Source organism: Streptomyces lacrimifluminis (genome assembly GCF_014646095.1).
Lineage (GTDB): Bacteria > Actinomycetota > Actinomycetes > Streptomycetales > Streptomycetaceae > Streptomyces > Streptomyces lacrimifluminis.
On record NZ_BMMU01000001.1, the window covers coordinates 425,793 to 450,696 of the forward strand.

At 71.3% G+C, this 24,904-nt stretch carries 22 protein-coding genes; 11 read left to right on the forward strand and 11 right to left on the reverse strand.

From position 1 onward, the window contains the following. Positions 1-203: 203 nt before the first annotated feature. Complete coding sequence (locus IEY89_RS02020; RefSeq protein ID WP_229695004.1) at positions 204-842, forward strand: TetR/AcrR family transcriptional regulator; 639 nt, start codon at positions 204-206, stop codon at positions 840-842. A 30-nt stretch (positions 843-872) separates the two neighbouring features. Here IEY89_RS02020 and IEY89_RS02025 read toward each other — a convergent pair whose 3' ends face one another. Continuing rightward, positions 873-1,838: a helix-turn-helix transcriptional regulator gene (locus tag IEY89_RS02025; protein WP_189145446.1), complete on the reverse strand. Its 966-nt coding sequence runs from the start codon at positions 1,836-1,838 to the stop codon at positions 873-875. A 62-nt stretch (positions 1,839-1,900) separates the two neighbouring features. On the opposite strand from IEY89_RS02025, the gene IEY89_RS02030 reads away from it, so the two are divergent. The 4 genes from IEY89_RS02030 to IEY89_RS02045 all read left to right on the forward strand — a co-directional run bounded on the left by IEY89_RS02030 (position 1,901) and on the right by IEY89_RS02045 (position 7,757). Then, positions 1,901-3,412 (forward strand): MFS transporter, encoded by a 1,512-nt coding sequence (locus IEY89_RS02030; protein WP_189145447.1) that lies wholly within the window; start codon positions 1,901-1,903, stop codon positions 3,410-3,412. A gap of 219 nt (positions 3,413-3,631) precedes the next feature. Continuing rightward, a complete protein-coding gene (locus tag IEY89_RS02035) occupies positions 3,632-4,396 on the forward strand; it encodes a DeoR/GlpR family DNA-binding transcription regulator (protein WP_189145448.1) in 765 nt (254 codons plus the stop codon). A 12-nt stretch (positions 4,397-4,408) separates the two neighbouring features. Beyond that, a complete protein-coding gene (gene pfkB, locus IEY89_RS02040) occupies positions 4,409-5,356 on the forward strand; it encodes a 1-phosphofructokinase (protein WP_189145449.1) in 948 nt (315 codons plus the stop codon). Positions 5,357-5,672: 316 nt separating this feature from the next. Further along, positions 5,673-7,757, forward strand: coding sequence for a PTS fructose transporter subunit IIABC (locus IEY89_RS02045; protein ID WP_189145450.1), 2,085 nt, complete (start codon positions 5,673-5,675; stop codon positions 7,755-7,757). A 197-nt stretch (positions 7,758-7,954) separates the two neighbouring features. Here IEY89_RS02045 and IEY89_RS02050 read toward each other — a convergent pair whose 3' ends face one another. From IEY89_RS02050 to IEY89_RS02060, 3 genes are all read right to left on the reverse strand, one after another. Then, complete coding sequence (locus IEY89_RS02050; protein ID WP_189145451.1) at positions 7,955-8,701, reverse strand: DUF6227 family protein; 747 nt, start codon at positions 8,699-8,701, stop codon at positions 7,955-7,957. Between the two features lie 180 nt (positions 8,702-8,881). After that, on the reverse strand, positions 8,882-10,123 hold the full coding sequence (locus tag IEY89_RS02055; protein ID WP_229695005.1) for a L,D-transpeptidase: 1,242 nt from the start codon (positions 10,121-10,123) through the stop codon (positions 8,882-8,884). A 155-nt stretch (positions 10,124-10,278) separates the two neighbouring features. Then, the gene (locus tag IEY89_RS02060) at positions 10,279-11,322 is read right to left on the reverse strand and encodes a P1 family peptidase (RefSeq protein ID WP_189145452.1); all 1,044 of its coding nucleotides are present in this window, start codon (positions 11,320-11,322) and stop codon (positions 10,279-10,281) included. A gap of 311 nt (positions 11,323-11,633) precedes the next feature. Here IEY89_RS02060 and IEY89_RS02065 point away from each other — a divergent pair, with 311 nt between their 5' ends. Then, positions 11,634-11,819 carry a hypothetical protein gene (locus IEY89_RS02065; protein WP_189145453.1) on the forward strand — a complete coding sequence of 62 codons (186 nt, stop codon included), beginning with the start codon at positions 11,634-11,636 and terminating at the stop codon, positions 11,817-11,819. A 69-nt stretch (positions 11,820-11,888) separates the two neighbouring features. On the opposite strand, the gene IEY89_RS02070 is transcribed toward IEY89_RS02065, so the two are convergent. The 6 genes from IEY89_RS02070 to IEY89_RS02095 form a co-directional block, all read right to left on the reverse strand. Then, the gene (locus IEY89_RS02070; protein WP_189145454.1) at positions 11,889-12,431 is read right to left on the reverse strand and encodes a large conductance mechanosensitive channel protein MscL; all 543 of its coding nucleotides are present in this window, start codon (positions 12,429-12,431) and stop codon (positions 11,889-11,891) included. A 138-nt stretch (positions 12,432-12,569) separates the two neighbouring features. After that, a complete protein-coding gene (locus IEY89_RS02075; protein ID WP_308437412.1) occupies positions 12,570-13,082 on the reverse strand; it encodes a hypothetical protein in 513 nt (170 codons plus the stop codon). Positions 13,083-13,329: 247 nt separating this feature from the next. Continuing rightward, positions 13,330-14,181: an S-methyl-5'-thioadenosine phosphorylase gene (locus IEY89_RS02080; RefSeq protein ID WP_189145455.1), complete on the reverse strand. Its 852-nt coding sequence runs from the start codon at positions 14,179-14,181 to the stop codon at positions 13,330-13,332. Positions 14,182-14,284: 103 nt separating this feature from the next. Continuing rightward, positions 14,285-14,620, reverse strand: a complete 336-nt coding sequence (locus IEY89_RS02085; protein ID WP_189145456.1) for an FmdB family zinc ribbon protein — start codon at positions 14,618-14,620, stop codon at positions 14,285-14,287. Positions 14,621-14,688: 68 nt separating this feature from the next. Further along, positions 14,689-15,966 carry an MFS transporter gene (locus tag IEY89_RS02090; RefSeq protein WP_189145457.1) on the reverse strand — a complete coding sequence of 426 codons (1,278 nt, stop codon included), beginning with the start codon at positions 15,964-15,966 and terminating at the stop codon, positions 14,689-14,691. 226 nt (positions 15,967-16,192) lie between these two features. Beyond that, entirely contained in the window at positions 16,193-17,758 is a 1,566-nt protein-coding gene (locus IEY89_RS02095) for a potassium/proton antiporter (protein ID WP_229695006.1), read from the reverse strand. A 199-nt stretch (positions 17,759-17,957) separates the two neighbouring features. Between IEY89_RS02095 and IEY89_RS02100 the strand changes: the two genes are divergently transcribed. After that, positions 17,958-20,708, forward strand: a complete 2,751-nt coding sequence (locus IEY89_RS02100; RefSeq protein ID WP_189145458.1) for a penicillin acylase family protein — start codon at positions 17,958-17,960, stop codon at positions 20,706-20,708. A 91-nt stretch (positions 20,709-20,799) separates the two neighbouring features. Here the strand turns inward: IEY89_RS02100 and IEY89_RS02105 are convergent, their stop codons facing one another. Beyond that, a complete protein-coding gene (locus IEY89_RS02105; protein WP_189145459.1) occupies positions 20,800-21,408 on the reverse strand; it encodes a 5-formyltetrahydrofolate cyclo-ligase in 609 nt (202 codons plus the stop codon). Between the two features lie 119 nt (positions 21,409-21,527). Here IEY89_RS02105 and galU point away from each other — a divergent pair, with 119 nt between their 5' ends. From galU to IEY89_RS02125, 4 genes are all read left to right on the forward strand, one after another. After that, entirely contained in the window at positions 21,528-22,454 is a 927-nt protein-coding gene (gene galU / locus IEY89_RS02110) for a UTP--glucose-1-phosphate uridylyltransferase GalU (protein ID WP_189145460.1), read from the forward strand. Positions 22,455-22,459: 5 nt separating this feature from the next. Continuing rightward, complete coding sequence (glp, locus tag IEY89_RS02115; protein ID WP_189145461.1) at positions 22,460-23,782, forward strand: molybdotransferase-like divisome protein Glp; 1,323 nt, start codon at positions 22,460-22,462, stop codon at positions 23,780-23,782. An 82-nt stretch (positions 23,783-23,864) separates the two neighbouring features. After that, positions 23,865-24,347: a cyclic pyranopterin monophosphate synthase MoaC gene (gene moaC / locus IEY89_RS02120; protein WP_164409875.1), complete on the forward strand. Its 483-nt coding sequence runs from the start codon at positions 23,865-23,867 to the stop codon at positions 24,345-24,347. A gap of 5 nt (positions 24,348-24,352) precedes the next feature. Next, positions 24,353-24,892 carry a MogA/MoaB family molybdenum cofactor biosynthesis protein gene (locus IEY89_RS02125; RefSeq protein WP_373287180.1) on the forward strand — a complete coding sequence of 180 codons (540 nt, stop codon included), beginning with the start codon at positions 24,353-24,355 and terminating at the stop codon, positions 24,890-24,892. The last annotated feature ends 12 nt before the right edge of the window (positions 24,893-24,904 follow it).

A 24,904-nucleotide genomic window follows, 5' to 3' on the forward strand; every position in this document is an offset into this window, starting at 1 on the left:
ACGCAACCCCCCCAGCGTCGGGGCTCTCCCCGAGCCGGGCTTCGGCACCTACCCCCCCCAGGTGCCGGGGCCCGGCTCTCTTGTGCCCAGGCATCGCCCGAGGCGCCCAGGAGTCGTCCAGGGAGTCGTCCAAGGGCGGGGCACCCCGTACCTGAACCCCGGGGTGGCCCGCCGAATGGCAGATTGTGCCACAGCGGCATAACATGGCGTCCGTGTCCCACCCCAGTTCCCTCACCGAACGGCGCAAGCACGCGACCCGGATGGAGATCGCCCTGGTGGCCGGGAGGCTCTTCGTGACGAACGGGCTGCGGGCCACCCGCGCCGAGGACATCGCCCAGGCCGCCGGGGTCGCGCCGCGCACCTTCTACCGCTACTTCGCCACCAAGGAAGAGGCCATCGGCCCCTTGTTCGGCGCGGGCACGGAGCGCTGGGCCCAGGCGGTGCGTGAGGCCCCGGCCGCACTGTCCGTGCCGCAGGCCCTGGAGTACGCGGCACGGCAGGTGCTGACGCCCGGCGCCGGGGTGTCGCCGGGTGCCCTGGACCGGGCCCGCACCCTGCTCCGGCTGGCGGAGGAGAGTCCCGGCCTGCTGCGGGTGTGGGCGGAGCGGTGCCGTGCCTCGGAACGCGCGCTGGCCGAGGCGCTGGCCTCCCGGGGCGCGGGGCCGGCCGACTCACCCGGGACGCGCTTCACCGCCGCCGTCGCCGGCGCCGCCGTACGCGTCGCCTTCGAGACCTGGTCGGCCGGGGACGCCCCGGCCGACGGTCCGACCGGCCCGGCGGCACTGGCGGTGCGCAACCTGGGCACGCTGCGGGACTTCCCGTGGAGCGGCGCGCACTCCTGAGAGCGGTCGGCAGGGCGCTGGGGCCGGTAGTCAGCTCCCCGCCGCGCGGGTCATACGGGCCCCCAACTCCCGTACTCGCTCGACGAGTTCGGCCGGCTCCCGGACCGTGAACTCGCAGTCGACCGACGCGAGCCGCACCGCCAGCCACTCCACCGCGTCGCCGACCGACGAACGGATACGGCAGCTGTCCTCGTCGATCGGCTCGGGGACGCCGAGCCAGGCCGGGACACGTGCGGCGACATACGCGGCCGGGGCGGCGAACGTCGCCTCGAACACATAGGCCTCCTGCCGTACGTACATCGACCGGCGCAGATACTCCGCGGCGTCGCCCGTCGGCAGCTCGCGCGGGGCGAAGCGGGCGCCCGTCGCGAAGGGGTCGGTGACCCGGTCGACGCGGAAGGTGCGCCAGTCGGCGCGGTCGACGTCGTAGGCGACGAGGTACCAGCGGCGGCCGGTCGACACCAGCCGGTGGGGCTCGGTCAGGCGCTTGGTGGGGGTGCCGTCCTTGGCGCGGTAGGCGAACCGCAGCCGCTCCTGGCCGGCCACAGCAGAGGCCATCACGGTCAGCGTCTCGGGCGCGATGACCGCGCCGTCTCCGCTGGTCAGCGGGGTGGTCGCGGCCTGCAGGGTGGAGACGCGCCGGCGCAGCCGGGACGGGAGGACCTGCTCCAGCTTGGCCAGCGCCCGCACGGAGGCCTCGTCGAGTCCCTCGACCGCGTGCCCGGCGCCCGCCCGTAGGCCGACCGCGATCGCCACCGCCTCCTCGTCGTCGAGCACCAGCGGCGGCATCGCCTTGCCCGCGACGAGCCGGTACCCGCCGTCGGAACCCTTGGACGCCTGCACGGGATAGCCGAGTTCACGCAGCCGGTCGATGTCCCGCCGCACGGTACGCCGCGATACCCCGAGCCGGTCGGAGAGCTCGCCGCCGGGCCACTCGCGGGGCGTCTGGAGGAGTGAGAGGAGCTGAAGGAGCCGGGCCGGTGTGTCCGTCGTCATGAGTCAGAGGATGCCGCACCACTAGGACACGATCTGACCTAATGGGCTTCTAGGTTGAGCACATGAACTCCACCGAGACCCCTTTGGGCACGCCGGCCGTGGTGCCGGACCGGCGGCGCTGGTTCGCCCTCGCCATCGTGATGACCGCGGCTTTCATGGACCTCGTCGACGTCACGATCGTCAACGTCGCGATCCCGTCGATCCAGCGCGAGGCCGGTGCCTCCTTCAGCCAGATCCAGTGGATCACGGCCGGATACGCGCTCGCCTTCGCCGCGGGCCTCGTCACCGGCGGGCGGCTCGGCGACATCCACGGCCGCAAGCGGCTGTTCCTCGTCGGCATCGGCGGCTTCACCCTCGCCTCCGCCCTCTGCGGCTTCGCGGCCAACCCGGAGATGCTGGTCGCCTCCCGGATCCTCCAGGGCGCCATGGCGGCGATGATGGTGCCGCAGGTCCTGTCGATCGTCCACGCGACCTTCCCGGCGCACGAGCGAGGCAAGGTGTTCGGCCTCTTCGGCGCGATCGTCGGCCTGGGCGCGGTGTCCGGTCCGCTGCTGGGCGCGCTGCTGACCGAGTGGGACCTGTTCGGCCTCGGCTGGCGGCCGATCTTCCTGATCAACCTGCCGGTCGGCATCGCGGGGCTGATCCTGGGCCGCCGCTTCATCACCGAGTCGAAGGCCCCGCGGGCCATGAAGCTGGACCTCGTCGGCGTCGCCCTGGTGACCCTGGGTCTGCTGATGCTGCTCTACCCGCTGACGCAGGGTCGTGAGCTGGGCTGGCCGCTGTGGGGGTACCTGTCGATGGCGGGCGCGCTCGGTGTCTTCGGCGCGCTGGTGGCGTACGAGAAGCGCAAGACGCGGATCGACGGCTCCCCGCTGATCGAGCTGTCGCTGTTCAGGGTGAAGAGCTTCGCCGCGGGCATCGCCGTGCAGACCGTGTTCGGGGTCGGCCTCGGCATCTTCTTCCTGGTGTGGACGCTGTACATGCAGATGGGGCTCGGCTGGAGCGCCCTGCGGGCCGGGCTGACCGGCGTGCCCTTCTCGATCGCGGTGTCGGTGGCGGCCGGGATGTCCGTCCAGAAGCTGGTCCCGCGCTTCGGCCGCAAGGTGCTCCAGGCGGGCGCCCTGGTGATGGGCCTCGGTGTGCTGATCTACATCTGGGAGTCCGGCCGCTACGGCCTGGCCATCACCTCCTGGCAGATGGCGCTCCCGCTGGTGGTCATGGGCGCCGGCATGGGCCTGATCGTCGCACCGCTGACCGACGCGGTGCTGTCGGAGGTACCGAGGGAACACGCCGGGTCGGCGTCCGGCCTGATCAACACCGTGCAGCAGATGGGCAACGCGCTGGGGCTCGGGCTGGTGTCGGTGGTGTTCTTCGGGGCGATGGGGGACCGGCTGGCGCCGAGCGAGGTGGGGCCGGCGTTCGTGGACGCGTTCCAGCACGCGCTGGGGTGGGTGGCCGGGCTGATGGGCGTGATCTTCGTGGTGATGTTCGCGCTGCCGGGACGTGCCCCGGTGGTGGAGGAGGGGCAGGACGCGGTGGCGGAGGAGGAGCGGGAGAAGATCCTCGTCGGCTGAGCGAGGACGGCCGAGCGAAGTAGTACGGCGGAGCGAGCTAGTACGGCGGAGCAAGGCGGTGGAGCAGGGCCCGGCACCTCAGGTGCCGGGCCTTTTTCCTGGAGGAGGGAGAAGCCTGATGGTGTCCACATCGCGCCCGAACCTGTTTACTTTCCGGAAATCCGGGCGTAGCCTCCGAATGAATCCACAAACTCGGGCATGGGTCGGAGGTAAACGGACATGTACGCACCGGAGCGGCAGCAGGAGATCCTCCGGCTCGCCCGTGACGGCGGGCGGGTGGACGTGCTGTCCCTCGCCGAGCAGTTCCAGGTCACCGCGGAGACCATCCGGCGCGACCTGAAGGCTCTGGACCGCGCGGGCCTCCTGCGGCGTGTGCACGGCGGGGCCATACCGGCCGGTCGCCTCGACTTCGAGCAGGACCTCACCGAGCGCGAGTCGACCTACGCCGACGAGAAGGACCGCATCGCCAAGGCCGCCCTCGCCGAGCTGCCCACCGAGGGCACCCTGATCCTCGACGCCGGCTCGACGGTCGCGCGCCTCGCCGCCGCCGTCCCGCTGGAGGCGAAGCTCACGGTCGTCACGCACAGCCTCCCGATCGCGGCCCGCCTCGCCGACCACCCCGGCATCCAGCTGCACCTCGTCGGCGGGCGCGTCCGGCACCGCACGCGCGCCGCCGTGGACGGCTGGGCGCTGCGGGCGTACGGCGAGATCCGCGCCGACGTCCTGTTCGTGGCCGCCAACGGGTTCTCCGCCGAGCACGGGCTGACCACGCCCGACCTCGCCGAGGCCGCCGTGAAGCGGGCCGCCGTGGAGGCCGCCCGCCGAGTGGTGCTCCTCGCCGACTCGACGAAGCATGGCCAGGAGCACTTCGCCCGCTTCGGCGACCTGGGTGACGTGGACCTGCTGATCACCGACAGCGGGCTGAGCCCCGAGGCCGCCACCGACCTGGAACGCGGCGGCGGCACGGAAGTGCTCTGTGTCTAGAAACGAGTGCGCATGATCCTCACCGTCACCCCCAACCCGTCCCTCGACCGGACGTACGAGGTCCCGTCGCTCGACCGCGGCGAGGTCATCCGGGCCACCGGCGAACGCATGGACCCGGGCGGCAAGGGCGTCAACGTCTCGCGGGCCGTCGCCGCCGCCGGACGGCGCACCGTGGCCGTGCTGCCGCTGGGCGGCGCTCCCGGGGCGCTCGTCGCCGACCTGCTCGACGCCCAGGGCATCGAGGTCGCGCCGGTGCCGATCTCCGGGGGCACCCGCTCCAACATCGCCCTCGCCGAATCCGACGGCGTCCTGACGAAAATCAACGCGCCCGGGCCCCAACTCTCCGCCGCCGAGCAGGAGTTGCTTTTGGAGACCGTGCGCCGGCAGTCGGCCGCGGCCGACTGGATCGCCTGCTGCGGCAGCCTGCCCCGGGGGCTCGGCCCGTCCTGGTACGCCGACATCGTCGCCCGTACGCACGCCGAGGGCGCCCGGATCGCCCTCGACACCTCGGGACCCGCCCTGCTGGCGGCCCTGCGTGAGCGGCCCGACGTCGTCAAGCCGAACGCGGAGGAGCTCGCCGAAGCCGTCGGTCGCCCCCTCGCCACCATCGGCGACGCGGTCAAGGCCGCCGAGGAACTGCGCGAACTCGGCGCGGGCGCCGTCCTCGCCAGCCTCGGCGCCGACGGGCAACTGCTCGTCAACGGCTCCGGCACCTGGTTCGGCAGCGCGCGCGTCGACACCGTACGCAGCAATGTGGGCGCCGGTGACTCCTCGCTCGCCGGCTTCCTGATCGCGGGCGGGAGCGGACCCGAGGCCCTCGCCTCCGCCGTCGCACACGGCGCCGCCGCCGTCCAGCTGCCCGGCAGCGTGATGCCGACCCCGGCCGACCTCGACCTGTCGGCCGTGACGGTGACGAGCGAGATTCCCGTGGACCGCGTACTGAGGGAGCCGGTGTCATGAGCTTCACCCTGTGCGTCCTCGCTGATCCGGCTCTCTGTTGTCGAGCGGGCCGCGGTCGTCCGGTTGGCCGACGGTGTGGTGCCGGGACCCGGCTGCCACGCCCTGTGCGCCGTGACGCTGACGAGCGAGGTGCTTGTGGACCGCGTGCTGAGGGAGCCGGTGTCATGAGCTCCCACCTGCGCGTCCCTCCTGAACCGGCCCTGACGCGGCGGGGTTCCCCCGGCCCCGCCGCAGCCACCCCCCTCCCCCTGAACCCCCACTGCCCCACCCCCGCCCACCCCACGCCCCGGGCGATACACGCGCGAAGGAGCCCGCGATGAGCGAGATGATCACCGCGGACCTGGTCGATCTCGACCTGTCCGCCCAGACCAAGGACGCGGCTGCCCGCGCCCTCGCCGAGCGCATGGTGGCGAAGGGGCGGGTGACCGACCTCGACGGTTTCCTCGCCGACGTTGCCGCCCGCGAGGCGCAGATGCCGACCGGCCTTGACGGCGGTATCGGCATCCCGCACTGCCGAAGCGAACACGTGACCGAGCCGACGCTTGCCTTCGGGCGCAGCGCCGCCGGGATCGACTTCGGCGCGCCGGACGGACCAGCCGACCTGATCTTCCTGATCGCGGCGCCGGCCGGCGCCGACGACGCCCATCTGACGATCCTCTCGTCACTGGCCCGGCAGCTGATGAACGACGAGTTCACAGCGGCGCTGCGGGCGGTGGGCGACGCGGCGAGCGCCGCCGCGCTGATCCGCGGCGACGAGGCGCCGGCCACGGGCGCCGACGACTCCGCGGCGGTTTCGGCGGCGGCCTCCGCCGAAACCGCCGCGGGCACGAACCCGCCGGGTACGGACGCGGGTGCGAACACGGGTACGGACGCGGGTGCGGCCGGCGACGGGGGCGGGCGACCGTTCCGTATCGTCGCCGTCACCTCCTGTCCCACCGGTATCGCACACACGTACATGGCGGCCGAGTCGCTGGAGAACGCGGGCCGTGAGGCGGGCGTCGAGCTCGTCGTCGAGCCCCAGGGCTCGGCCGGGTTCACCCGGCTCGACCCGGCGGTCATCGCCGACGCGGACGGCGTGATCTTCGCCCACGACGTTCCCGTACGGGAGAAGGAACGCTTCGCCGGGAAGCCGACCGTCGACGTCGGCGTCAAGGCGGGCATCAACAAGCCCGCCCAGCTCATCGCCGACGTACGGGCCAAGGCCGAGCGCGGCGAGGTCACCGCCGGAGCCCCGGGTGGCGGCACGCCCGTCGAGCGGGCCGGCGAGTCCGGTGACAACTACGGCACCAAGCTGCGCAAGTGGCTGATGACCGGCGTGAGTTACATGGTCCCGTTCGTCGCCGCGGGCGGTCTGCTGCTCGCTCTCGGCTTCGCGATCGGCGGCTGGGAGATCAACAAGGCACCCTCGGTCATGGAGCACTTCTCCTGGACCCAGGTCGACAGCTGGGGCGCGCTGCTGTTCCAGATCGGTGGGGTGGCCTTCGGCTTCCTCATCCCGGTCCTGGCCGGTTACATCGCCTACGGCATGGCGGACCGGCCCGGTCTCGTCCCCGGCTTCGTCGGCGGCATGATCGCCTCGAACATCGCGGCCGGCTTCCTCGGCGGTCTGGTCGCCGGTCTGCTGGCCGGTGGCATCGTCCTGGCGATCCAGAAGATCAGGATCCCGCCGGTGCTGCGCGGCATCATGCCGGTCGTGGTGATCCCGCTGATCTCCTCGCTGATCGTCGGCTTCCTGATGTTCGTCGTGGTCGGCAAGCCCATCGCCGAGGCCCAGAAGGGCATGACGGACTGGCTCTCCGGCCTCTCCGGCACCAACGCCGTCCTGCTCGGCATCCTGCTCGGCCTGATGATGTGCTTCGACCTCGGCGGCCCCGTCAACAAGGTCGCGTACGCCTTCGCCACCGCCGGTATCGCCGTCCAGGACCCGAGCGACGCCGCGATGAAGGTCATGGCCGCGGTGATGGCCGCGGGCATGGTCCCGCCGCTGGGCATGGCGCTGGCCACCGTCGTCCGCCGGAAGCTCTTCACCCCGGCCGAGCAGGAGAACGGCAAGGCCGCCTGGGTGCTGGGCGCCTCGTTCATCTCCGAGGGTGCGATCCCGTTCGCGGCGGCGGACCCGCTGCGCGTCATCCCGGCCTCGATGGCGGGCGGTGCGGTCACCGGGGCGCTGTCGATGACCTTCGGCGCCACGCTGCGCGCCCCGCACGGCGGCATCTTCGTGGTCCCGCTGATCGGCAGCCCGTTCCTCTACCTGATCGCCATCGCGGCCGGTACCTGCGTCACGACGGCACTGGTGATCCTCCTCAAGAGCATGCGCAAGCCGACACCGGGGGCCACGGCCGCCGAGTCACCGGAGGGCGCCGCGCGGACGGCCGAGAAGAAGGAGCCGGTGGCGGCGTAACGCCGGACCGGACCGAACCGGCTGAGATTTCCCCGGACAGCCGGACAGCCGGACAGCCGGACAGCCGGACAGCCGGACAGCCGGACAGCCGGACAACCGGACAGCCGGACAGCCGGGAGGCCGCCGCGGCCAAGTGCCGCGGCGGCCTCCCGCACTTCTAACGTCCGCTCTACGGCCTACGTCCGCCTACGTTCGCTCTACGTCCGCGCCGCCCGGCGCTCCATCGCGTCCCGCGCGCGGTCCTCCGTCGGATACACCTCACACATGTGCCGGCCGTCGGGCGTGGCCGTGTGCTCGATCTCCCAGAGGGAGATCTCCTCACCACCGGGCAGCAGGAAGGCGTGCTCGTAGAGCGAGAAGCCGATACCGGCCCGGCCCGCGCGGCACGGGCGTCCGAACGCCTGGGTGATCCGGTGCGCGAACGCCGTACGCAGCAGGTCGGCGGTCTCCGTCCCCGGCCGGTCCGTGTTCTCCGCCCGCCTCAGTAACCGGCGCGCGTGATCCGCCGAGTTGTCGTCCGGAACGTACCTGTGCCGCGGCTGGACGACCGCGGTGAGCTGCACCGTCACCGGCAGCTCGAAGTCCGGGGCGTCCGCCGGCAGCGGTAGCCGGGCCGTCGCGGCGCGCAGCTCCTCCTCGTCGACGTACACCTCGGCCTGCGGACCCGCCCCGGGCGCCGTGTTGTGCACCAGCTCCCAGAGGGTGAGCGCCGAACCGTCGGCGAGCAGCCAGGTGTGGCGGTACGTCTCGCGGTGCAGCCCCGCGCTGTGGTGCGCGGAGTGCAGCGAACTGTCGTGCGCCAGCGCGCAGTCGAGCCGACGTATCGCGTCGTCGGGCAGTTCGAAGGAGTTCAGCGCACGACCCAGGAGTCGCTCGAGGTGCTCCTCCGGAGACTCGGGCGACTCGGGTTGTTCGTACGCTGCCGTCTCGTACGGAACGCTCAAGGCTTCTCCCGGCGTTGCTGCATGTCACCTTGTGGGTGCATACCGTAGCCCCTCGGTCGGACATCATGTCCGCGAACCGAGAAAACGTATGCCAGGAAGACGCCAGGGCCGCACGGAAAGTTCCCGCACGGCCCCGAAAACCGGCAATGATCCGTCAACACGCCCTGGTGGGACGGTACTTCAGGCGTCGCTCCCGGCCGTCCACTCGCTCCACGGCAGGTTCCAGCCGTTGAGACCGTTGTCCGGCGCGACCTGCTTGTCGGCGGAGTTCTTGACGACGACGACGTCCCCGATCATCGAGTTGTCGAAGAACCACCTGGCGGGTGTGTCCCCCTGTGCCCCCTGTACGTCCTGCAACCCCACACAGCCGTGACTGGTGCCCGCGCGCCCGAAGGGCGGATTGCCCTTCTTGTACCAGTAGTTGCCGTGGATGAAGGTCCCCGAGGTGGTCAACCGCATCGCGTTCGGTACGTCCTTGATGTCGTACGCGTTGGCCAGATCGACCGTACGGCTGTCCATCCGCGTCTCCCGCAGCTTCTCGGAGATCACCATCTGCCCGTTGTACGTGGTGAACTCCGGGCTGCCGGCCGAGATCGGGATGTTCTTGAGGGTCTGCCCGTCCCGTACGACCGTCATGGTCTGCGTGCCGGCGTCGACCGTGGACACCTGCGAGCGCCCGATCGTGAAGCTCACGGTCTTCTTCTGTACCCCGACCGCGCCGTTGGCACCCTCGACCCCGTCCAGGTCGATCTTCATGGTGACCTTGGAGCCGGCCTTCCAGTACTCCTCGGGCCGGAAGTCGAGCCGCTGTGCCCCGAACCAGTGCCCCACCACCTGCTGCCCGCTGCTCGACGTGACCGTGATGTGCTTCCGCACGGCCGCCTGGTCGGTGATGGCCTTGTCGAAGGTGAACGAGACCGGCATCCCCACCCCGACCGTCGTCCCGTTGTCCGGCGTGTACGACCCGATGAAGCTGTTCGCCTTGGTGACCGTGGTGAAGGTCGAGTCGGCGGCCCCGGCCCGCCCATCGGCATCCTTCGCGGTCGCCGCTATTCGGTACCGCGTCCCACGCTCCAACTGCTGCCCCGGCCGCCAGCTCAGCCCGTCCGCGGATATCGCCCCCGCCACGGCCGCTCCCGTCCCGGCGACGGTCATCTTCACGTCGGTCAGCGTGCCGCCGCTCACCTTCACGCCCGTGGTGTTGATCGACGCGCCCGCCGACCCGTCCTTCGCGGAGATCGCGATCCGCACGGCCGACGTCGCGACGGAACCGCTGCCGCCCTTGCCGTTACCGCTCTTGCCCCCCTTGCCGTCGTCGCCTCCGCTGTTGTTGCCACCGCACGCGGTGAGGGACAGGGCGCCGACCATCAGGACGGCACATGCCCCCAGTGCGCGCCGAGCTGTTGTGTTCGGCGTTGTCACGGGCTGCTCCAGTTTTGTGTGATGTGGGTGATCCGCTCCACTGCGTGAGGAAAGAGGGGAACACCCCCGGCCCGGGTTCCCACCGATCATGTTCACGCCCATCACGTGACAGAACCGCGACAATCGCACCTCAACCGAGAAGAAAACGCCCGGAGTTACCGTTCCCCGGGCCTTTCCCCGTACAACTCCCCGTACGACGGCCATGCCCCGCCCGGCCCCGTCACCGGCTCCGCCGCCCGCACCGCCCGGACGATCGCCCGGGTCACCAGGTCCGCACCCGCCGCGAGGATCTCGTTCAGCGCGAGGGGGTTGTCCTCGGCCGGCGGACGCGCCCCTGTCGCCAACGTGAACACCGTGTCCCCGTCGGTGAGCAGATGCACCGGTCGTACGGCACGAGCGATGCCGTCGTGCGCCGTGCCGGCCACCTTCTGCGCCTGCGCCTTCGACAGCGCCGCGTCGGTCGCGACCACCGCGAGGGTGGTGTTCAGCGGCGGCAGGGGAGTCTGCGCGGCGACCTCGGCCAGCCGCTGCCGCGCCACCTCGTGCACACCGGCGGCCGGATACACGACCCGCCGACCCTCGAACAACTCCCCGTAGAGCACCCCCGTTTCCGGATCCACCGGGAACCCCGCCGCGTTGGCCACCACCAGCGCCGCCACGGTGATCCCGGACGCGAGCACGGTGCTCGCGGTGCCGACCCCGCCCTTGAGATGCCCGACCACGGCCCCCGTACCGGCGCCTACGCACCCCTCCGGGACGGGCGCGCCGAGTTCACTCGCGGCGGCTGCCTCGACGGCCGCCCGGCCGGTGGCCGCGTCCGGCCGCGCCCGGAAGTCGCCACCCCGGCCCAGGTCGAAGACGCAGGCGGCGGGCACCACCGGCACGACGTGCCCGGGACCGGGCCCGACCCGCACCCCGCGGCCCCGCTCCTCCAGCCAGGCCATCACCCCCGACGCCGAGTCCAGCCCGTACGCGCTGCCGCCCGTCAGCACCACCGCCTCGACGCTCCGCACCACGTTGCGCGGATCCAGTGCGTCGGTCTCCTTGGTGCCGGGCCCGCCGCCCCGCACGTCCACGGCCGCCACGGCCCCGCCCTCCGGCGCGAGCACGACCGTCGTCCCGGTGAGCCACCCGCCGCCGATACGGGTCGCGTGTCCCACGCGCAGGCCGGCGACATCTGTCAGAGCGTCAACTGTCATGACCCCCAGTGTTGTCCAGGGCCCGCTGCCGTGCTTCTCCTGCCCGGCTCGCCGCTCCCGTGTCTTTTGCCCGGTGCTCCCCGGTCACCGTCCGGGCGGTCGGTGTCACCCCTGCCGCCACCGCGAACGCCGACACGCGGCCCGCCGCGAGCACCGCCGGGTCGGCCCTCGTGCACAGCCCGAACCGCTCGGTGCCGGTAACCCCGAGGCCGGGCGCTCTCGGTGCAGAACTGCATCCTCGCCGGCCGGACCCCGCAGATCCCGCTGGACGACCAGGACGGCGGCCTCCCCGGGGCCGTACCCTGGACTTCATGAGCAGCCCCGCCGCCCCCGAACCACGCGCCCCGAAGCCCGCGCTGATCTTCGACGACCCGCTGGACCAGCAGTCGTCGGACGACACGGACCGGGGGTGGGGCGAGCGCCCGGGCGAAGGCGGCGGCGACAGCGCGGCCGACCTGAAGCGCTTCCTCGACGAGAAGCCGCCCCACCACCTCTGACACCTCCGGACCAGACCGAACGGCCTCTGAACCGGGCCGAACGGTCTCCGCACGAGGCCGAACGCGCGCCTACCGCTCCTTGTGCTCGGAGTCCCGCTGGGCCACCAGGGCCTCGCTGTGCCCGGCGCCCCGCTGGGACACCAGGGCCTCGCTGTGCCCGGCGCCCCGCTGGGACACCAGGGCGTCGCGGATCTCCTTGAGCACCTCCAGCTCGCTCAGCTCGACGACCTCCTGCGCGCCCTCCTTCGCCTTCTGCCGTGCGGCCACCCGGGCCAGGTACTTCGACATGGGCAGGACCATCAGGAAGTAGACGACGGCCGCGGTGATCAGGAAGGTGAGCGTCGAGCCCAGGACCGAACCCCACATGATCCGGACGCCGGTCGCGGTGTCGCCGGTGCCGGTGCAGGGTCCCTTGAGACAGGAGCTGTAGTTGTCCAGGTTCTTGGTCCCGAACGCCCCCACCATGGGGTTGATGATGCCCTTCACCACCGAGTTGACGACGTTGGTGAAAGCGGTACCGATGACTACCGCGACCGCCAGATCGACGACGTTTCCGCGCGTCAGGAAGGCCTTGAAGCCCTCCAGGACGCTCGGTTGCTTCTTCTCGCTCACCGCGGGGCCTCTCCTCATGCACGCAGATGGTGGAACAAACCGTTCCGCAACCTACGTCAACGCCCGGCAGGCATGTCCAATCGGACAACTCCAACGAGGGACTTGACGCCTGCCGGTTCGAGGCGACCACGCTACGGCTCACCACAGGGTCACCGCCAGCCTCGCCGTCGCACCCGCGCCGGCCAGCCGGGACGCCGTGGCGTGCGGCACCGAGAGCACGACCAGGGCCCCGCCCTCGGCCATGCCGTCCTGGGACGTCGGGACCCGCGGCACCTGCGTCACCCGTGCCCGGCTCGCGACCACCCGGGCGTCGGTGCCCGTCGGAGACTCCTCGGCCGCGATGACGTCGACCCGGTCACCGGCCCGCAGCAGCCGGACCGTGTCCGCGTCCGCGATCCGTACCGGCGCCGTCACCATCTCCACCGCCGGCCGCTCCCGGACGGGATCCGCCACGGGGTGACCCCGCACCCGTCCGACATCGGGCGGTGGCCCCGCCGCGACGATCGCCGCCGCCGTGACGGCGAGGCCGACGGCCAGCGCCCGCCTCCGGTGCCGTACCAGGCGCCGCAGCTGGTACCGCCCGCCGCGCACCCGCACGGGGGCGAAGTGCGGCACCTCGCAGGGCGCGGGCACGAGAGGGACGGAACGCACGGAACGTACGGGATGTGCGGAGGACACGGGACGTTCGGGGGAAACGGGACGTACGGAGGACACGGACACGGAGGCCACCACCTGTGACGAGGGAGCTGCTTGCGCTCTCACGATGAGGCTTCTCGGCGAGCCGTGCCGAGACCTGTGGACTACTCGCCGGTTGTGGACAACTCGCTCACCCGAACGGGAAGTTCCGCCCCGCCGACCCCGTACCTCGCGCGCGCCGACCCCGTACCCCCGACCCCCGTCAGGGCAGCTCGAACCCCGGATCCATCCCGCCCAGCGCCTTCGTGCACAGGCAGTCCCGTGTCCCGCCCGGCGGCAGCGCGGCCACCGCGTCGAACAGGACGCCCCGCATCCGGTCCACGTTCGCCGCGAACACCTGGAGCACCTCCTCGTGCGAGACGCCCTCGCCGGTCTCCGCGCCCGCGTCGAGGTCGGTGACGAGGGCCAGCGACGTGTAGCAGAGCTCCAGTTCACGGGCGAGTGCCGCCTCGGGATGGCCCGTCATGCCCACCACCGACCAGCCCTGCGCCCGGTACCAGAGGGATTCGGCGCGGGTGGAGAACCGCGGCCCCTCGATCACGGTCAGCGTGCCGCCGTCCACCGGCTCCCAGTCGCGCCCGCGAGCCGCCGCCAGGGCGACCTCGCGGCCGACCGGGCAGTAGGGATCGGCGAGGGACACGTGCACCACGTTGGGGACCGCGCCGTCGGGCAGCGGCAGGCCGTCGAAGAACGTCCCCACCCGGGACTTCGTACGGTCGACCAGCTGGTCCGGCACCAGCAGTGTGCCCGGGCCGTACTCCGGCCGCAGCCCGCCCACCGCGCACGGGGCCAGTACCTGGCGCACGCCGACCGAGCGCAACGCCCACAGGTTGGCGCGGTAGTTGATGCGGTGCGGCGGAAGATGGTGGCCGCGTCCGTGCCGGGGCAGGAAGGCGACCCGACGGCCGGCGACCTCCCCGAGGAACAGGGAGTCACTGGGAGATCCGTACGGCGTGTCGACCTGGACCTCGGTCACGTCGTCGAGGAAGGAGTAGAAGCCGGAGCCACCGATCACGCCGATCTCGGCACCCGCGGGATTCACCTGGTTCACCATGCACGCACACTAGCCGGGCGCGGAAAGCCCTTGTGCGCGAGCGAGAACACCGAAGACCCCGTCGCCGTACGACGACAGGGTCCCGTGGGCCAAGAGGTGGTGTCTACGCGGCCGAGCTGGTGCTCGACGAGCTGCTGGAGCCCGACGAGGTGCTGGACGACGAGGACGAGCCGGACGACGAGGAGCTCGACGACGAGTCCGAGGAGGACGACGTCGAAGACGTGGACGGCTTCGACGCGGCGGGCGCGCTGCTCGACGAGGAGCCGCGGCTGTCGTTGCGGTAGAAGCCGGAGCCCTTGAAGACGATGCCGACGGCGGAGAACACCTTCTTCAGGCGGCCACCGCAGCTGGGGCACTCGGTCAGGGCGTCATCGGTGAACTTCTGCACCGCTTCGAGGCCCTCAGCGCACTCGGTGCACTGGTACTGGTAGGTCGGCACTTGTCTTCCTCCTGGCACTCTCACTCGATGAGTGCTAACGACGGTCCAGTGTGACGTATTCCCGAGGATCAGTCCACTGTCACCGGCACGCGGTGACCGACGCCACGTGCGAGAGTCCGGCCCGCCGGGTGGATCTTCGCCTCCGGGGCCAGCCGTGAACGCAGGGTCACGAGGGTCACGAGGGCCAGCAGCGTGCCGCCCAGGGGGACCAGGAATCCGGCGCCGTCCCAGAGCCGGTCCTCCAGCTGGCCGGCGACGGTGACGGCCGCCGCCTGGCCGAGGGCGACCGCGCCGCTCAGCCAGGTGAACGCCTCGGTGCGGGCGCCGGCCGGGACCAGACCGTCGACCAGGGTGTAGCCGGTGATCAGCGCGGGCGCGATGCACATGCCGACCAGGAGGCCGAGCCCGGCCAGCGTCAGCACGGACTCCGCCGCCCACAGACCGGAGGCGGTGACCGCGAGGGCCGCGTATCCGGCGAGCAGGCGCCGTCGCGGGGCCATGCGCCAGGCGACGGCTCCGCAGACCAGGCCGGAGAGCATGTTGCCGGCGGCGAAGACCCCGTACAGGACGCCGTTCAGGCCGGGGTTGCCGATGGACTCGCTGAACGCGGCGAGCGAGACCTGCATACCGCCGAAGACGGCCCCGATGCCCAGGAAGGCGACGATCAGGACGCGTACCCCGGGGACACCCAGTGCCGAAACGCGCTCCACGCGCGCGTGCGGCCCGCCGAGCGGGCTGTCGGTGAGGGCGCGCGGCTGGGTGCTCTTCTGCGCGGCGAACAGCAGGCCCCCGATGAGGGTCAGTGCGGCCTCGGTGACCAGGCCGGCCGCCGGATCGACGGCCGTGCACAGGGCGGTGGCGAGCAGCGGGCCGAAGACGAAGGTCAGCTCGTCGGTGACGGACTCGAAGGCCGCCGCCGTCGGCGTCAGGGGCGAGTCCTGGAGCTTCGCCGCCCAGCGGGCGCGCACCATGGGACCGACCTGGGGCGTGGAGGCACCGGTCAGGACGGCGGCGACGAACAGCGTCCACAGGGGGGCGCCGGTCAGCGCCAGTGCCGTCAGGGTGAGGCCGGACAGGGCGTGCAGGACGACACCGGGGACGAGGACCGCGCGCTGCCCGTGGCGGTCGGCGAGGCGGCCCCCGTAGGGCGCGCACAGGGCCATGGAGACACCGGTGACGGCGGCCACGGCGCCGGCGGTCCCGTACGAGCCGCTGGTGTGCTGGACGAGCAGCACGATGGAGATGGTGAGCATCGCGAACGGCTGTCGCGCGGCGAAACCGGGGAGCAGGAACGTCCAGGCGCCGGGGGTGCGCAGGAGCTGTCCGTAGGTGACCGTGGATGCCACGGCCGTGCCTTTCTGCCGCCTGGTAGCGCGGCCCCCTTGCGTGGGCGGCGCCGAGAGCTGTCCTCTTGCGCGGACTGCGGTAGATGCCGACGCCCCCGCAGAGGATGTCCCGGCCGCCATACGGTCGCGCCAGCTCTGCTTCAGACAGAGTTGGTTCGATCAGGGTGCGCCTTCACTGTACAGGGAAGTGGGCCCGTAGGCCTGTGAAAGGAAGAAGCGAGGTGCGTCACGCCTCTGCTCCGTTCCCGCCCGTCCCCAGCCACTGCGCCAGCTTGCCGCCCTGTCCGACGGCCCGCAGCCGGCGTTCCGTCGCGTCGCGGACCGGGTCGGTGGTCACCACGAGGAGTTCGTCGCCCCGGCGCAGGACGGTCGTCGGCAGCGGAACGAACGACTTCTCCTCGCGGACGACGAGGGTGACCGCGGCGCCCGGTGGCAGCCTCAGCTCGCCCACCTCGACGCCGTGCATCCTGGAGCCGTCGGGGATCGCGACGGACAGCAGATGCCCGCGCAGCCGCTCCAGGGGGGCCGACTCGATGCCGAGGTCGGCGGCCTCCGCGCCCTTCCCGAGGTGCAGGGTGCGGGCGAGCCAGGGGAGTGTCGGGCCCTGGAGGAGGGTGTAGACGACGACCAGCACGAAGACGATGTTGAAGATGCGGCGGCTCTCCTCGATGCCGCTCACCATGGGGATCGTCGCCAGGATGATGGGCACGGCGCCGCGCAGCCCGGCCCAGGACATCAGGGTCTGCTCCTGCCACGGCACCCGGAACGGCGCCAGGCTGATGAACACGCTCAGCGGGCGCGCCACCATGGTCAGGACCAGGCCGATGACGAGGGCGGGCCAGATGTCGTCGCCCATCTCGTGCGGGGTCACCAGCAGGCCGAGCAGGACGAACATGCCGATCTGGGCGATCCAGCCGAGGCCGTCGGCGAAGCCCCGGGTGGCCGGCCAGTGGGGCAGCTTGGCGTTGCCGAGGACCATGGCGGCCAGGTAGACCGCGAGGAAGCCGCTGCCGTGGGCCAGTGCGCCGGCGGCGTACGCGGTGACCGCGATCGCCATCACGGCGATGGGGTAGAGGCCGGACGCGGGCAGGGCCACGTGCCTCAGGCCCCAGGAGCCGAGGAAGCCGACCGTGATGCCGATGGCCGCGCCGATGGCCAGCTCCAGGACGATGACACCCAGCAGCGTGTACCAGTGCTCGACCGGGCCCGCCGTGGACAGCGAGACGACCAGGATGACCACCGGGGCGTCGTTGAAGCCCGACTCGGCCTCCAGGGTGCCCGTCACGCGCGCGGGGAGGGGGATTTTCCGCAGGACGGAGAAGACCGCCGCCGCGTCCGTCGAGGACACCACCGCGCCGATGATCAGCGCCTGCCGCCACTCAAGACCGACCAGGTAGTGCGCGGCCGTCGCCGTGATCCCGACGCTGACCGCGACCCCCGCCAGCGCCAGCACGGAGGCGGCCGGGAGGACGGGTTTGATCTCCTTCCATTTCGTGCCGAGTCCGCCCTCGGCCAGGATCACGACCAGGGCCGCGTATCCGATGACCTGGGTCAGTTCGGCGTTGTCGAAGTGGATGTCGCCGATGCCGTCCTGGCCCATGGCGACGCCGATCCCCAGGTAGACGAGCAGGCTGGGGAGCCCGCTGCGCGAGGAGATCCGGACCGCCGCCACGGCGATGAGGAGGACGAGCGAGCAGACGAGCAGGAGCTGGTTGAGGTGGTGGACAGTCAGCGGCCGTTCCCTTCCCTGGCCCGGGCGCGGCACGCGCGGGGGCTCACGTACATCGGACACGAGTCGAGGTCACCGCGCACCCAAGTACTTCGTTACCTTACCTAACTCTTGACGATTTCTTGACACTTCCCCAGGCATGATCGAACGCTCGTCCGTTCGCGTACCCGACTCCGCGTCAAGTCGTGTCGGGCCCTGCGCCTATGGTTGCTCCAGCACTCCAGTACCGCCTGCCGCTCGCGTTAGGACAGCAAGGACAGCGATGCCCCCCACCACCACCAGCTCTTCCGGCCACAAGTCCGGCAAGTCCGGCAGGAAGAAGGGGCGCAAAGCCCGACTGTTCGTGATTGTCCTGGTTCTGGCCGTCATCGGAGGCGTCGCCTTCGGCGCCTACTGGTCCGTCAGTACGGTCCGGGCCTCCTTCCCGCAGACCAAGGGCTCGATCTCGCTCGAAGGCCTCTCCGGGCCCGTCGACGTCAAGCGCGACAGCTACGGCATCCCGCAGATCTACGCCTCCTCCGACGAGGACCTGTTCATGGCGCAGGGCTACGTCCAGGCGCAGGACCGGTTCTACGAGATGGACGTACGCCGGCACATGACGTCGGGCCGGCTCTCCGAGATGTTCGGCGAGGGGCAGGTCGACGAGGACGAGTTCCTGCGCACCATGGGCTGGGACCGGGTGGCCAAGGAGGAGTACGACAAGACCCTGTCGGCCGCCACCAAGAAGTACCTCCAGGCCTACGCCAAGGGAGTCAACGCCTACCTGAAGGGCAAGGACGGCGCGGACATCTCCCTGGAGTACGCGGCCCTCGGGTTCGAGAACGACTACAAGCCGCAGGCGTGGACCCCGGTCGACTCGGTCGCGTGGCTGAAGGCGATGGCCTGGGACCTGCGCGGCAACATGCAGGACGAGATCGACCGCTCCCTGCTGACCAGCCGCCTCGGACCGCAGCAGATCGCCGACCTGTACCCGGAGTACCCGTACAGCCGGAACAAGCCGATCGTCCAGGAAGGCGCGTACGATGCCACGACGCAGACGTACGTGCAGGGCGGCAGCGCCGCGAGCACGCAGTCCGCGTCCTCGGGCACGGGAACCTCGGCCGCCGACGCCGAGGCCTTCCAGAGCCAGCTGGAGGGCCTCTACCGGGTCCTCGACGACGTCCCGACGGCCGTCGGGGTGAACGGCAACGGCATCGGCTCGAACTCCTGGGTCGTCGCGGGCGCCCACACCATCACCGGAAAACCGCTGCTGGCCAACGACCCGCACCTGTCGCCGTCGCTGCCCTCCGTCTGGTACCAGATGGGCCTGCACTGCCGCAGCGTCTCCAGCAAGTGCCAGTACGACGTCTCCGGGTACACCTTCGCGGGCATGCCCGGCGTGGTCATCGGGCACAACGCCGACATCGCCTGGGGCATGACCAACTCGGGCGCCGACGTCACGGACCTCTACCTGGAGAAGCTCTCCGGCGACGGCTACCTGTACGACGGGAAGACGAAGCCGTTCACCACGCGCGAGGAGACCATCAAGGTCGCCGGCGGCGCGTCCAAGAAGATCGTCGTCCGCGAGACGGAGAACGGGCCCCTGCTGTCCGACCGCTACGACGAACTCGTCAAGGTCGGCCGGAAGGCGACCGTCGACGCCTCGGCCCCCGACCGGGGTGACGGCTACGGCATCGCGCTGCGCTGGACCGCGCTGGACCCCGGCACCTCCATGGACGCCGTCTTCCTGATCGACAAGGCGTCGAACTGGACCGAGTTCCGTGCGGGCGCCGCATCCTTCGACGTGCCGTCGCAGAACCTCGTCTACGCGGACACCGAGGGCAACATCGGCTACCAGTTGCCGGGACGCATCCCCACGCGCGCGGCGGGCGACGACGGTTCGCTCCCGGTGCCCGGCTGGGAGTCCAGGTACCGCTGGACCGGCTACCTCAAGCAGGCCGAGCTGCCCTTCGAGCTCAACCCCAAGCGCGGCTACATCGTGACCGCCAACCAGGCTGTCGTCGACAAGGCCAAGTACCCGTACACCCTCACCACGGACTGGGGCTACGGCGCCCGCAGCCAGCGCATCGCCGACCTGATCGCCTCGAAGATCAAGGGTGGCGGCAAGATCTCCACCGACGACATGCGCCAGATGCAGCTGGACAACAGCAGCGAGATCGCCAAGCTGCTGGTGCCCAAGCTGCTGGACATCGACGTCGACGACAAGTACGTCCGTGAGGCGCAGAAGCTCCTCGTGGGCTGGGACTACACCCAGGACGCCGACTCGGCCGCGGCGGCCTACTTCAACTCGGTCTGGCGCAACATCCTTAAGCTCGCCTTCGGCAACAAGCTGCCCAAGGAGGTGCGGGTCAAGGGCCAGTGCCTGTACGTCAAGCCGGTGAACACCACCAGCCCCGCCGACGCGGACCAGCGGGTGCTCGAGTGCGGTCAGCGGGACGCGGACCAGGCGCAGCCGGACGGCGGCGACCGCTGGTTCGAGGTGGTCCGCAAGCTCATCAACGACCAGGACAACGACTGGTGGAGCACGCCGGCCACCCGCACCGAGAAGGCCGCGACCAACCGCGACCAGCTGTTCGCGCGGGCCATGTCGGACGCCCGCTGGGAGCTGACCGCCAAGCTCGGCAAGGACATCGACACCTGGAGCTGGGGCAGGCTGCACCGCCTGTTCCTGAAGAACCAGACCCTGGGCACCGCGGGCCCCGGGTTCGTTCAGTACATCCTCAACCGCGGCCCCTGGAAGCTCGGCGGCGGCGAGGCGACGGTCAACGCGACCGGCTGGAACGCGGCTGGCGGGTACGGCGTCGTCTGGGTGCCGTCGATGCGGATGGTGGTCAACCTCGGCGACCTCGACAAGTCGAAGTGGATCAACCTGACAGGAGCCTCCGGGCACGCCTTCAGCGACCACTACACCGACCAGACGGGTTCGTGGGTCAAGGGCGAACTGCTGGACTGGTCCTTCACGGACAGGGCGGTCGACGACAGCACGAGCGACACGCTGCTGCTGAAACCGTGAGCACGCGGTAACCCGGGAAGGCCCTCCACGCGCGCGTGGAGGGCCTTCTTGCGCAGCGCGCTGATCTGCATCCGCTCAGCACCGTTCCGCTTCAGGAGGGGTCGCGGAAGCGGCGTACTCCCGACGGAGTGACCACCGCGTGCACCGGCCGGTCGTGCGGCTCGGCCGGGACCCGGGGGACGACCTCGGAGTCGTACAGCAGCACCACCAGGGCCGGATCGGCGCCCGAGCGCTCCAGCCGGGCCAGCACACGGTCGTAGGAGCCTCCGCCGCGCCCCAGGCGCAGCCCGAGGCCGTCCACGGCCAGACCGGGCAGCAGGACGGCGTCGGCGTCCGTCACGGCGTCCGCTCCGAGGCGGTCGCCGGCCGGCTCCAGGAGGGCCGTCCGCCCGCCGTGCCGCACCTCCACCAGGGACCCCTCCCCGGTGTACGTGCCCCAGTCGAGGTCGTTGTCCGGAAGGAGGACCGGCAGCAGGACCCGTACCCCGCGCGCGTGGAGGGCGTCGAGCAGTGCCCGGGTGCCGGGTTCGGTGCCGACGGAGACGTAAGCGGCCACCGTGCGCGCGTGCGCGAGCTCCGGCAGGTCGAGCGCGCGGGAGGCCAGGGCGGCCCCCGCCGCCTCGACGTCGGCGGCCGTCAGCCCGCCTCTCGCCGCGAGGAGGTCCCGCCGCGACGTGCGCTTGTCAGGCTCTGCCCCCATGGCTCTCCAGCTCTCCCCACTATCGCGTCCGGTCTTCTCATGTGCTTCATATGGAGATGTGAGCTTCATTTAATCGGCGGCACGGAATCCGTACAAAGGCTCCGGATAAGGTTGCCGACATGACTGAGTCGCACCCCAGGATCAGCAAGGCTGTCATCCCCGCAGCAGGCCTCGGCACCCGGTTCCTGCCGGCCACCAAGGCCACTCCCAAGGAGATGCTGCCGGTAGTCGACAAGCCGGCGATCCAGTACGTGGTCGAGGAGGCCGCGTCCGCGGGCCTCGACGACGTCCTCATGATCACGGGACGCAACAAGCGCGCCCTTGAGGACCACTTCGACCGCAACTACGAGCTGGAGTCGGCTCTTCAGAAGAAGGGTGACGCCGCGCGACTCACCAAGGTCCAGGAGTCCAGCGACCTCGCGACCATGCACTACGTCCGCCAGGGCGACCCCAAGGGCCTCGGCCACGCCGTCCTGTGCGCGGCCCCGCACGTCGGCCACGAGCCCTTCGCCGTCCTCCTCGGCGACGACCTCATCGACCCCCGCGACCCCCTGCTCCAGCGCATGGTCGAAGTCCAGGAGCAGCACGGCGGCAGCGTGATCGCCCTCATGGAGGTCGCGCCCGAGCAGATCCACATGTACGGCTGCGCGGCCGTGGAGCCGACGAATGACGGCGACGTCGTCAGGGTGACCGGCCTGGTGGAGAAGCCCGACCAGGCGGACGCTCCGTCGAGCTACGCGATCATCGGGCGCTACGTCCTCGACCCGCACATCTTCGACATACTCCGCCAGACCGAGCCCGGCCGCGGCGGCGAGATCCAGCTCACCGACGCCCTCCAGCAGCTCGCCCAGACGCATTCATCAGCGGCTACCGCCGCGGGGAAGGTCGGCGGCCCCGTGCACGGCGTCGTCTTCAAGGGCCGTCGCTATGACACCGGGGACCGCGGCGACTACCTGCGTGCCATTGTCAGACTCGCATGCGAACGTGAGGACCTGGGCCCGGACTTCCGGACCTGGCTTCGCAGTTACGTAGCCGAGGAGATGTAGCAACGTTGAGCAGCGCCGCGCCCCGCACCGCCGGCCCCGACCACCTGTGGTCGGTGGACGAGCACCTGGAGGACATCCTCGCGACCGTCCGCCCCCTCGAACCCATCGAGCTGCAGATCCTCGACGCCCAGGGCTGCGTCCTGGTCGAGGACGTCACGGTGCAGGTCTCCCTGCCGCCGTTCGACAACAGCTCCATGGACGGGTACGCGGTCCGGGTCGCCGACATCGCGGGCGCGAGCGAGGAGTACCCGGCCGCCCTGACGGTGATCGGGGACGTCGCGGCCGGCCAGGACGGACTGCTCCACGTGGGCCCCGGCCAGGCCGCCCGCATCATGACCGGCGCCCCGCTGCCGCCCGGCGCCGAGACCGTCGTCCCCGTGGAGTGGACCGACGGCGGCCTCGGCGAGGGCCCCGTCACCGGGATGCGCGCCCGCAGCGCGGACCCCGAGGGCGCCTACGGCCAGGTGCGCGTGCACCGCCCGGCACCGGCACGCGCGCACGTGCGCGAACAGGGCAGCGACGTCCGGGCCGGCGACCGCGCCCTCGCCGAGGGCACCGTCCTCGGCCCGCCGCAGATCGCCCTCCTCGCCGCGATCGGCCGCGGCACCGTACGCGTACGCCCGCGCCCGCGCGTGGTCGTCATGTCCACCGGCAGCGAGCTGATCCAGCCCGACCAGAAGCTCGCGCACGGCCAGATCTACGACTCCAACAGCTTCGCCCTCACCGCCGCCGCCCGGGACGCCGGGGCGATCGCCTACCGCGTGGGCGCGGTCGCCGACGACGCCGAGACCCTCCGCTCCACCATCGAGGACCAGCTCGTCCGCGCCGACCTCGTCGTCACCACCGGAGGCGTGAGCGTCGGCGCGTACGACGTGGTGAAGGAGGCCCTCTCGCACGTCGCCGACGAGGACGAGCCCGGCGCGGGCGTCGACTTCCGCAAGCTCGCCATGCAGCCCGGCAAGCCCCAGGGCTTCGGCACCGTCGGCCCCGACCACACCCCGCTGCTGGCCCTGCCGGGCAACCCGGTGTCGTCGTACGTCTCCTTCGAACTGTTCGTGCGGCCCGCGATCCGTGCCCTGATGGGCGTGACGGACATCCACCGGCCCACGACGAAGGCGGTCCTGGCGACGGACAAGGCACTGACCTCTCCGGCCGGGCGCCGCCAGTTCCTGCGCGGTACCTACGCGGACGGCCGGGTGACGCCGGTAGGCGGCGCCGGATCCCACCTGATCGCGGCCCTCGCCCACGCGGACGCGCTGATCGTCGTACCCGAGGACCTGGAGTCCGTGGAGCCCGGCGCCGAGGTGGAGGTCGTGCTGCTCGGCTGACCGGCGGCCGGGGGCGGCTGAACGGCGCCGGTTGGGAGTACCGTGTCGCGCACAACAGGCCCGACCGGGAGCGCCGCAGCACATGAGCACGCAGGACGACCGACTGACGCATATCGACGAGGCGGGCGCCGCCCGTATGGTCGACGTATCCGCCAAGGACGTGACCGCGCGCACCGCCCGCGCCAGCGGTCGTGTCCTTGTCTCGCCGCGCGTGATCGAGCTGCTGCGCGGTGAAGGGGTTCCCAAGGGGGACGCCCTGGCCACCGCGCGGATCGCGGGCATCATGGGCGCCAAGCGGACCCCGGACCTCATCCCGCTCTGCCACCCGTTGTCGGTGTCGGGTGTGAAACTGGACCTGTCGGTCGCGGACGACGCCGTCGAGATCCTGGCCACCGTGAAGACGACGGACCGCACCGGCGTCGAGATGGAGGCCCTCACGGCGGTCTCGGTCGCCGCGCTCACCGTGATCGACATGGTCAAGGCGGTCGACAAGGGGGCGGTCATCACGGACGTCCGGGTGGAGGAGAAAACCGGCGGGAAGTCGGGCACCTGGAGCAGGTCATGACGCAGATGCTGCCTCTCGATTTCGGGGGCCCGCTGCTCACGGCCTACGCCGCCATGGTCGTGACCGCGTCCAACCGCGCGGCCGCCGGCGTCTACGAGGACAAGGGCGGTCCCCTGATCGCGGCGGGGCTGGAGAGGTTCGGCTTCGCCGTCGACGGACCGTGGGTCGTGCCCGACGGTGACCCGGTGGAGAACGCCCTGCGGGCCGGTGTCGAGGCCGGGTACGACGTCGTCGTCACCACCGGCGGCACCGGCATCTCGCCCACCGACCGCACCCCGGAAGCGACCCGCGCGGTGCTCGACCGGGAGGTGCCGGGCATCGCCGAGGCCATTCGGGCGTTCGGCCGCGAGAAGGTGCCGACGTCGGCGCTGTCGCGCGGACTCGCAGGCGTCGCGGCCGGGACACTGATCGTCAATCTGCCGGGCTCCACCGGCGGGGTGAAGGACGGACTGGCCGTGCTGGAGCCCCTGTTGAAACACGCGGTCGACCAGATCCGGGGCGGCGATCACCTCAGACCCGGCGCCAGCAGTGGGGGTGCGAGCTGAACAGCCCGTCCT